We start from the raw sequence: 8992 nt of genomic DNA, 5'->3' as shown, positions 1-8992 counted from the left end.
CGGGGGGAAGGAAGGGGACTTTTTTGCAAAAAAGTCCCCTTCCTTCCCCCCGCGCCCCCCATCCATCCTTCAAAAAACCTTACTCTGGAAGATGACAGGCTGACGTTTCCCGGCAGGCCATCCCTTGACCGATGGTCCCCCGGCAACGCCATAAAGCATTTTCACCGTACGGCCTGCCGTTTCGTGGAAAAAATGCGCTCATCCCGCTCGGTTTGGGCCGGACGGCGCGCCGCCGCCTTTCTTCGCCTTTTGCCTTTTTCAAGGGCAAGACGCTCCAAACAGGCTCGGCAATTTCACAACAGACCGGGAATGACCGCTCTAAAACGGATTCGCATGGAAATCGTGTCCAATCTCCATGCTGACGCTGCCCTCACACTACGGAAAAAGCGTGGTTTTTCCGTGTGTTCGGTTGCGGGTAATCGCTCTCGCGACTACCGGAGCAATCCACATTTTCAATGTGGGATTGCTTTATCTTGAGAGGCAAGGACAAAGCGGATAAAAACATCATGCGCGGCTACCCTCTGGCCTGAGCGTCGGCACGGCGCAAACGGAGAAAGGAGGGCTTGCCATGCGGAAGATCGTTTTCGCTCTATTCGTCGCAATGGCCCTTGTCCTGCTTCTGGCGTCCGACGTCAGATAGCGGTTGACCCCGGCCCATTCGCGGTGGGTCGGGGTCGTAAAACGTAACTCGCGTTTGGTAGCCGTGCACGGGGACGCGGACCGCGCCGTGCCGGCCCCGGTTTCTGTGTCCAGCAGGAGCCGGGGTTCCCTTTTTTCTATCTCTCTTGCGGGGGACTTGGCAAGTCTCCTCGGACCTCACCAAAGCGCGGCAGCGTGTATCTGTGGCTCTTCTCCTCGAGCATTTCCGGTTTGGAACGCTTCGCGTTCCAAACCATACGGCCTGTCGTTTCGCGGAAAAAACGCGGTCTTTCCGCTCGGTTTGGGCCGGGCGGCGCTGTGCCGCCGCCTCGCATTTTGCCTTTTTCAATGGCAACATGCTCTATGGCTTGACGTTTCGCGGAAAAAAATAACTCCCCAAAGCTCCCTTGCTCCCGCAGCCACGGGACATTTCCCGTCATGCCGCCGGGGGACCTGCGGTCGAAGTGCGGGACAGGGTGTCACGACGCCTTGTCAGCCTCCCCGGTAGAGTTTTTGGGAGGGAAAGGGGGCGTGGGGGAAAGGGGGGACTTTTTGCAAAAAGTCCCCCCTTTCCCCCACAAAACTTTACGCCGAAGCGGCGCGCGGGGCGGCGTTCAGACCGGCGTTGCGTTCGATGAGATCGAGGGCGCGGGCGATCTGTCGTCCCTTGCTGCTTTCGCGGGCGAGTTCGCGTTCCAGACTGGTGATGCCCTTGATGACGGAGGAATGGGTGCGGTTGAGGCGGTCCCCTATCTCGGCCAGAGACAGGTCGGTATGCTTGCGGGCCAGATAGAAGATGGTATTGCGGCCCATGACGCACTCCTGACGGCGGGAGCGGGATTCGAGCTGCCGCAGGCTCAGGCCGTAGATCTTGCAGACGAGGGCCACGATGTCGTCCCAGTCGGGGACGGTCTCGGCCCCGGCGAACTGCTGGAGCACTTCCAGGGCCATTTCGGGGCTGATGCGCTTGTGGAGGAGACGCGCCTTGAACGCCAGATTGTTGAGACAGGCTTCCAGCTGACGGATATCGCCGTTCAGGCGACCGGCCAGCAGTTCGCCCACTTCGTCAGGCAGCATGACCTGGAAGCTGCGCGCCTTGCGTTGCAGGATCTCCCGCCGCATCTCCTGCGTGGGGCGCTCCATGGGAGCAAGTATCCCGGCGGAGAGATGGGAAACGAGCTGGCTGTCCAGCCGGGACAGCTCGCGCGGCGTGAAGGTGCTGGTGAAGATGGCCCTGCCGCCGCGGCTTTGCAGGCTCTTGACCAGATTGAGCACCATTTCCTGGATCTTTTCCTTGCCCTGCAGGAAATGCACATCTTCCAGCAGGAGCACGTCCCACTGATGCATTTGCTCGCGAAAGCTTTCCACATCGCGCTGACGGACGGCCTGCACGAAACGGGAGGTCAGCTCCTCGGCGGTCAGGTAGCCCACGCGGGCCCCTTCGCCGCCCTGCTGCAGGGTCAGGCCCACGGCCTGCGCCAGATGGGTCTTGCCCAGTCCGGGCGCGGAACTGACAAAGAGCGTCTCCACGAAGCCGTCGGCCTTGCAGACATCCCGCGCGGCGGCCACGGCCATCTCGTTGCTGCTGCCGACCACGAAGTCGTCGAAGCTGAAGCGGAAACGCGGGCGGGCCTTGGGCATGGGCGCAAGCCCCAGCGGCAGCAGCCCCTGCTGCGCGGGCATGGCGGCGGGCATGTCCGCCACAGGGGCGGCGAGCGCCTGCGCGGCGCTGCCGTCCTCAACGCTGGGCGCCGGGGCGGGGGCCGCTTTCGCGGCGGCCGTTTGCGCGGCAAATTCCAGCGTCAGGGCGGAGGGCTCGCATTCAAGAACAACGGCAGCGGCTTCCCGGATCAGCGGCTCGAACTGTTCGCGCAGACGACGGGCCGCAAAGGCGGACACCGTGGAAAGACGGAGCGTCCTTCCCTCGATGGTCGCCTGCACGGGAGCCACCCAGACCTTGTAGGGGCCGGCTTCCATAAGATTTTCAAGGATTTTTCGTATCTTCTGCCATTGTTCCTGCATGGGGCTTCTATACCCGAAGCGCCAAAACGGGAGCAATGAGAAGAAAACGCGCAGATATGCCCAAAGGCTTTTTTTCCCTTCCCCAAGTCTATTTTTTATAACATCCTGTTATAATAGATTTTTTCCTTTTTCCCCATTCCTTTCATCGTTCCGGAAATGCTTGATAATCCGGCATGGGTGCGGGGCGCGGGCTTTTTTTACATAAAGGGATGTTGAAATTTATCAACAATGACCATTCTTTTTTTCTCTATTTTTTTCATTTTTTCTCCATTTTTCTTTCCATCCGCGATAAGGCAGGGCCGTCCTGCCTCTGCGCCTGTCAAGGGGGATGAAAAAAAAATCTTGTTTTTTTCTAGAGCATTCTGCCTTTGAAAACGGCAAAACAGGAGGCGGCGGACAGCGCCTCACGGCCCAAACCGGGCGGGATGACCGCGCTTCTTCCGCCAAACGAGAGGCCGTATGGTCTGGAGCGCGAAACGTTTCAAACGGAAAATGCTCCAACGCATCGCCTTTCCGACCGACCGGCCCGCTTTGTCCGGCAAGGCGCTTCCTCCAGACGGGGAAACGCCCCGCCGTCATCAGTCACGGACAACAAAAAAGGGCGGCACAAGGCCGCCCGGAGGGGAAGGGGAAAGCGAAGGGAAACGCGTCGGACTCAGGACTCGCGGCAGGCATCGCCGCCATGCTTGAGGCTCTGTCCCTGCGTGATGAAGTGCACATGTTCCGCCACGTTGACGGCCCGACGCCAGATGCGGGACAGGCTGTGCACCACGAGGATATAGTGCATGACCCAGTGCGGGTCCGTGCCCGGCTGGGAGGTGAGGCGCTCCATGAGACGATGGAGGACCAGCACCTCGCTCTGTACGGCGTCATCGTCCTCGTCGCCCATGCGCAAGGCGACCTCACCATCGTTGCCGCGGAAGGCCTCCTCTGCCATCTCGAAGGCCGCGCGGGTACGGCGCAGCATCTGGCGCAACTCTTCCGGCATCTCGGGACGCTGCCCCAGATCCTGCAGGAGGATGGCCTGCTCGGCTATGCTGACGGCCTCATCCCCGATGCGTTCCAGATCAGCGACCATGCGGAGCGCCCCCACCACGAAGCGCAGATCGCAGGCCACGGGCTGGGTGCGGGCCAGCAGGCACAGGGCCTGCTCGTCGATCTCGTCTTCCAGATCGTCTATGACGTTATCCCCGTCGATGACGGCCGCCGCGCGGGCCGGGCTCCTTTCGTCGAGCGCGCGAAAGCTCTCGTCGAGCGCGATGCCGACCGCGGCGCTCATGACCAGCAGACGGGTACGCAGGCCGGCAATGGCCTGTCCGGGAAACTGTTCCTGATGTCTCATGACAAATCCTCCTGAAGCAAGGGCTTCCGGTAAGCGGTCCCACACGCAAAATGACTGTCTCTGCAAGGGGTGGCCCTTGAAAAAACGCGCCGCTCCCCTTTTCCGCCTTTCCTCTCCCACGCTGCCGGGGGACTGCCGACGCGGGAAAGCGGCTGCTCCTCCGCATCGCTCCATCCACCCAAATAAAGCGCGTTGGGGGAAGGATGGGGGGCTTGGGGGGAAGGGGACCCCCTTGCGCGCCGGCAAGCGACCGAAAGGCGGCCGCAGGCCGTGCCTGTTAGGGCATTTTGACTTTGAAAAAGGCAAAATGCGAGGCGGCGGCACAGCGCCGCCCGGCCCAAACCAAGCGGAAAAACCGCGTTTTTTCCGCGAAACACCAGGCCGTATGGTTTGAAACGCAAAGCGGTGCAAACTGAAAATGCTCTAGACGACGAAGGAGCCTTACAGGCATCGACAGCAGAGCCGGGGGGTCCCCTTCCCCCCAAAAGCAAGCCGCACCCATGTTTCTACGGCCTAACCGAAGCGTCCGGTGATGTAATCCTCGGTCTGTTTCTGGGTCGGGCGGGTGAATATGGCGTCGGTGGTCCCGTGTTCGATGAGGCGGCCCATGTAGAAGAAGGCCGTCTCGTCGGAGATGCGCGCCGCCTGCTGCATACTGTGGGTGACGATGATGATGGTCAGCCCGTCCTTGAGTTCCTGCACGCTGTCCTCCAGTTTTCGGGTGGCGATGGGATCAAGGGCGCTGGCGGGTTCGTCCATGAGCAGGACTTCCGGCTCCACGGCCAGCGCGCGGGCGATGCACAGGCGTTGCTGCTGTCCGCCGGAGAGTCCCAGCGCCGAGTCGCCCAGCCGGTCCTTGACCTCGTCGAAGAGGGCGGCGCGCCGCAGGGAGGTCTCCACCTTTTCCTCGATGAGGCGGCGGTCGGACAGGCCGTTGACCCGCAGGCCGTAGGCCACGTTCTCAAAGATGCTCTTGGGGAAGGGGTTCGGCTTCTGGAAGACCATGCCCACCCGGCGGCGCAGGGCCACCACGTCGGTGGACGGGGTGTTCACGTCCTTGCCGTCCAGCAGGATGGAGCCCTCCACCCGCGCCGAGGGCACGAGATCGTTCATGCGGTTGAGGCAGCGCAGGAAGGTGGACTTGCCGCAGCCGGACGGCCCGATCAGGGCCGTGACCTTGCCGGTGAAGAAATCCAGGTCCACATCATGCAGCGCATGGTGCTTGCCGTAGAACACGTTGACTTGACGGGCGGAAAGACTGGGGTTCATGCATTTTCTTCCTTGGCGGGATCGGTGTCGGGTTCGCTTTCCCCGGCACGGGCGAGCGTGAATTCAAAGGAGGTGCTGCCGTCCGGGGCGGGGCTGCGGACGCTCATGCTCCCGCCGCACTGCTCCACGGCATGTTTGCAGATGGCCAGCCCCAGTCCGGTGCCTCCCTGACTGCGATGCCGTTCCACCTGATAAAAGCGTTCAAAGATGCGGCCCTGATCGGCGGGCGGGATGCCGGGGCCGTCGTCCACCACCCGGAAGCGCCACATGTCCCCTTCCGGCAGGGCGAATATGCGGATGTCCCCGCCTTCCGGGGCGTAGCGGGAGGCATTTTCCACGAGGTTGCGGAACACCTGCATGAGCAGACGGCCATTGCCGCGCACCGTACAGGTGTCGGGCACCTGCGCCACGAGCCGCAGGCCGCGCCTGTCGAGCTGGCCGCGGCACAGCCCCTGCACCAGATCCAGCACCGGGCAGACCTCCACGTCCTCAAGCGCTCCCACATGCTGGGCATCCAGCCGGGCAAGTTGCAGCAGGTCGTCCACCATGCGGGAGAGGGAACAGGCGTGCCGGTAGATGATCTCCGCGAAGCGGCGTTCCTGCGGGGTCCCTTCCAGTTCGAGCAGGGTCTCCGCCGAGCCCTGTATGGCGGTGAGCGGCGTACGCAGCTCGTGGGACACGTTGGCCACGAAGTCCCGCCGCACCTTCTCCAGCCGGACGAAGGCGCTGACATCGTGGAATACCGCCACCAGACCGAGCCTGTCCTCGGCCAGCCCGGAGCGGGAGAGCACCACCGCCAGACTGACGCCGGAGGTAAGTTCCAGCGTGAGCTGACGCTGTGCCGACAGGGTCTCGTCGTCCACTTCTTCGGCCAGCAGGCTGTCCACGGCCTCCTGCAGGGCCGGATGGGGGATGGCCTCGATGACCTGCGCGCCGAGCTGGCGCCCCACCACCGGGAACAAGCGGACAAGGGCCGCGTTGCACCGGCGTATCTGCCCCTGTGGGCCGAGCACCAGCACCCCGTCGCTCATGGTGTCGAGCACGGCCTCGAGCTGGGCCGCCTGATCGGCGGAGTGGCGCACCTCGCGCTCGATATTGGTGGCCATGCGGTCCACCGCTTCCACCAGCGGGGCGAATTCCTGGCCCGGCAGGCGGCAGAGGCGGCGTTGGAAATTGCCGTGGGAAATGGCCTCCACCATATCGATCATGGAGCGCAGCGAGGCCCGCAGCGCGCCGGACAGCAGCACGGCCAGCAGCACGGCCACCACAGCGGCCACGGCCGCCACCTGGAAGAGCGCGCTCATGCGGTTGGAGATGGCGTCCTCCAGCACGGGCAGCGGCAGGGCCAGCCGCAGGATGCGGCCATCGTCCAGCGCGGCGGCGGCATAGGCGAAGTCCTGCCCCAGCGTCGCGCTGTGGCGGATGGCGAAACCCGCGCCCTCGGCCGCGGCCTGACGCATCTCCGGCCGGTCGCTGTGGTTGTCCATGCTTTCGGGACGCACGCCGCTGGTGCTTTCCAGCAGGATGCGGCCTTGCGCGTCGGATACCGAACAGCGCACCGGCCAGTCATCCAGACTCTTTTCCACCAGCCGCATCCCCTGCGCGAGATCCGGCGCTTCCTGCAGCAGGCAGGCCGCCAGCCGCGTGTGGCGCAGCATGTTCTCCCGAAAATCATCCACCTGCTCGGCGTGCAGGAAGGCCCGCACGGAAAACAGACCGATGATCCCCGATGCCAGCGCCACCACCAGCACCGCGCAGAAGATCCTGAAGCGGAAGGATGACCAGAGATGTTTCATCATCAAATCCCTGTTGACGGTTATGCACGTCCTCGCCTGTCAGGCGTGCAGACGGTAGCCCACGCCGCGCACGGTCTCCACCATGTCCGCCTTGTCGCCCAGCTTCTGGCGCAGGCGGCGCACATGGGTATCCACCGTGCGGGCATAGCCCTCGAAACTGTAGCCCCAGACCGTATTGAGCAGTTGTTCACGGGTCCGCACCGCGCCGGGATGCCGCATGAGGTCCTCCAGCAGGCGGAACTCCGTGGCCGTGAGATTGATCATCTCGCCGTCCACGCTCACGCAATGGGCCACCCCGTCCAGGACGATGCCGTTACGGTTGAGCGTGGGGGCGCGGCTGCCCCGCTCGGTACGGCGCAAGATGGCCTTGACCCGCAGCATGAGCTCCCGGACGCTGAAGGGCTTGACCACATAATCGTCCGCGCCGAGGCTCAGGCCGACCACCCTGTCCACCTCTTCGCCGCGCGCCGTGAGCAGCAGCACCGGGATCTGCGCCGTGGTCTCGCCGGATGCCAGACGGCGGCAGACCTCGAAACCGTCCATGCCCGGCAGCATCACGTCCAGGATGACGCATTGCGGCAGCTGCGTCTGTGCTTTTTCCAGCCCTTCCGGGCCGTCGGCGGCCTCCAGCACGGCGTAGCCCTCGCGTTCCAGATGGAAACGCACCAGCTCGCGGATGTCGGCCTCATCTTCCACAATAAGAATGGTCGCCACGGTCAGCCTCCTTGCGTTGCGACAGTTAAGCGCGGCATTGCGCCATCATCGTGATGGCACGGTTACAATTCCGTGACAAGCGATATCGCCCCTGTTTTTGATTTTTTCTTTTAATTTCAATATATTGAATGAAAAATGCGGATCGTCGCCCAAGCGTCGCCGGCATGACGCCATTTTGTAACATGCACAAGCGAGAAGGAGCCTGTGCACGGGGATGCTCCCGGCGCGAACCATCATGGATCAAAAGGAGAAGAAAACATGTCGTTCGGTAAGATCCTGGCCGCTGTGGCCACCGTCTGCTGCCTTGCCGCGCCTGCTCAGGCGCAGGACATCACCATCAACGGTTCCACCACCGTTCTGCCCGTCATGCAGAAGGCGGGCGAATCCTTCATGGCGGCCCATCCCGACATGCATCTGACCATTTCCGGCGGCGGTTCCGGCAACGGCATCAAGGCGCTGCTGGAAAAGCAGTGCGACGTGGCCATGAGTTCCCGTCATGTGAAGGACAAGGAGATGGCCGCCGCCAAAAAGAACGGCGTCGAGCCGGTCACCACGGCCATCGCCGTGGACGCCATCGTGCCGGTGGTGCATCCCGAAAACCCGGTGGCCGACCTCAGCATGGCCCAGCTTGCCGACATCTACGCGGGCAAGATCACCAACTGGAAGGATGTCGGCGGCAAGGACGGCAAGATCGTGGTCATCAGCCGCGACACCTCCTCCGGTACCTTTGAATGCTGGCAGGAGCTGGTCATGGGCAAGACCCGCGTCTTCCCGGCCGCGCTCATGCAGGCGTCCAACGGGGCCGTGGTGCAGGCCGTGTCCAAGAATCCCCAGGCCATCGCCTACATCGGACTGGGCTATCTGGACAAGTCGGTCAAGGGCCTCACGGTCAACAAGGTGAAGGCCACCCCCCAGACCGCCCTCAGCAAGGAATGGCCCATCGCCCGCGAGCTCTACATCGTCACCAACGGCGCGCCCGCCGACGGCGTGAAGCAGCTCGTGGACTACCTCCTCGCCCCCGACAAGGGACAGAAGGACGTGCTCGCCGTGGGCTATGTGCCGCTGAAACACTAGAACTACTGTCAGTATTGAGGAGGGGGGGCGCAGGGAGGCACGCCCCCCCGGGGGGGGGCGCCGGGCGGCCGCCCCCCCCACCCCCCCCCCCCCCCCCCCCCCCCCGCCCCCCAACCCCCCCCCCCCCCCCCCGCCC

6 protein-coding genes are annotated in these 8992 nt (G+C 63.5%); 1 reads left to right on the top strand and 5 read right to left on the bottom strand.

All coding sequences use genetic code 11. The annotated features are described in order from the left end of the window. Positions 1-1224 precede the first annotated feature (1224 nt). From Q0K00_RS10300 to Q0K00_RS10280, 5 genes are all read right to left on the bottom strand, one after another. Entirely contained in the window at positions 1225-2661 is a 1437-nt protein-coding gene (locus Q0K00_RS10300) for a DnaA/Hda family protein (protein WP_297229235.1), read from the bottom strand. 655 nt (positions 2662-3316) lie between these two features. After that, on the bottom strand, positions 3317-4003 hold the full coding sequence (phoU, locus tag Q0K00_RS10295; RefSeq protein ID WP_297229233.1) for a phosphate signaling complex protein PhoU: 687 nt from the start codon (positions 4001-4003) through the stop codon (positions 3317-3319). 513 nt (positions 4004-4516) lie between these two features. Then, a complete protein-coding gene (gene pstB / locus Q0K00_RS10290; protein WP_297229231.1) occupies positions 4517-5272 on the bottom strand; it encodes a phosphate ABC transporter ATP-binding protein PstB in 756 nt (251 codons plus the stop codon). Continuing rightward, positions 5269-7071, bottom strand: a complete 1803-nt coding sequence (locus Q0K00_RS10285) for a cell wall metabolism sensor histidine kinase WalK (RefSeq protein WP_297229230.1) — start codon at positions 7069-7071, stop codon at positions 5269-5271. Before Q0K00_RS10285 ends, pstB begins: the two co-directional genes overlap by 4 nt. A 36-nt stretch (positions 7072-7107) precedes the next feature. Next, positions 7108-7788 carry a response regulator gene (locus Q0K00_RS10280; RefSeq protein WP_297229236.1) on the bottom strand — a complete coding sequence of 227 codons (681 nt, stop codon included), beginning with the start codon at positions 7786-7788 and terminating at the stop codon, positions 7108-7110. Between the two features lie 252 nt (positions 7789-8040). Here Q0K00_RS10280 and Q0K00_RS10275 point away from each other — a divergent pair, with 252 nt between their 5' ends. Next, complete coding sequence (locus Q0K00_RS10275) at positions 8041-8856, top strand: PstS family phosphate ABC transporter substrate-binding protein (protein WP_297229228.1); 816 nt, start codon at positions 8041-8043, stop codon at positions 8854-8856. The last annotated feature ends 136 nt before the right edge of the window (positions 8857-8992 follow it).

It is taken from the genome of uncultured Desulfovibrio sp. (assembly GCF_944327235.1).
In the GTDB taxonomy this organism is placed as follows: domain Bacteria; phylum Desulfobacterota; class Desulfovibrionia; order Desulfovibrionales; family Desulfovibrionaceae; genus Desulfovibrio.
Note: the sequence above shows the minus strand (reverse complement) of the source record. Positions and strands in the feature narration are given on the sequence as shown.

Coding starts and splice junctions, on each gene's coding strand:
- phoU (WP_297229233.1), bottom strand. CDS start 4,003: ATGAGACATCAGGAACAGTTTCCCGGACAGGCCATTGCCGGCCTGCGT.
- pstB (WP_297229231.1), bottom strand. CDS start 5,272: ATGAACCCCAGTCTTTCCGCCCGTCAAGTCAACGTGTTCTACGGCAAG.
- Q0K00_RS10285 (WP_297229230.1), bottom strand. CDS start 7,071: ATGATGAAACATCTCTGGTCATCCTTCCGCTTCAGGATCTTCTGCGCG.
- Q0K00_RS10275 (WP_297229228.1), top strand. CDS start 8,041: ATGTCGTTCGGTAAGATCCTGGCCGCTGTGGCCACCGTCTGCTGCCTT.
- Q0K00_RS10300 (WP_297229235.1), bottom strand. CDS start 2,661: ATGCAGGAACAATGGCAGAAGATACGAAAAATCCTTGAAAATCTTATG.